Source organism: Alcanivorax sp. UBA3183 (assembly GCF_002364155.1).
Taxonomy (GTDB): domain Bacteria; phylum Pseudomonadota; class Gammaproteobacteria; order Pseudomonadales; family Alcanivoracaceae; genus Alcanivorax; species Alcanivorax jadensis.
This window is the reverse complement of sequence record NZ_DEXN01000003.1, coordinates 268-566: the sequence shown is the minus strand read 5'-3', so window position 1 is coordinate 566 and position 299 is coordinate 268. Positions and strand designations below refer to the sequence as shown.

1 pseudogene is annotated in these 299 nt (G+C 53.8%); it reads left to right on the top strand.

Annotation, left to right across the window (positions count from 1 at the left end):
* A pseudogene (locus B3Q33_RS00150) lies at window positions 1-299 on the top strand (isocitrate lyase/phosphoenolpyruvate mutase family protein); the annotation flags it as partial.

Sequence of the window (299 nt, the reverse complement as noted above, 5' to 3'; positions counted from 1 at the left end):
TGGGAACTGAACCACCTGTTCCGTGCTCTGGACGATGCCAAAGAAGCTGGCGACGAAGCCAAGCAGAAAGACATCATCAGCAAGATCGACAACTTCGAAACTCACGTTGTTCCGATCATCGCTGACATCGACGCTGGCTTCGGTAACCCGGAAGCTACCTACCTGATGGCCAAGCAGCTGATCGAAGCTGGCGCGTGCTGTATCCAGATCGAAAACCAGGTTTCCGACGAGAAGCAGTGTGGTCACCAGGACGGTAAAGTAACCGTTCCTCACGCTGACTTCCTGTCCAAGATCAACGC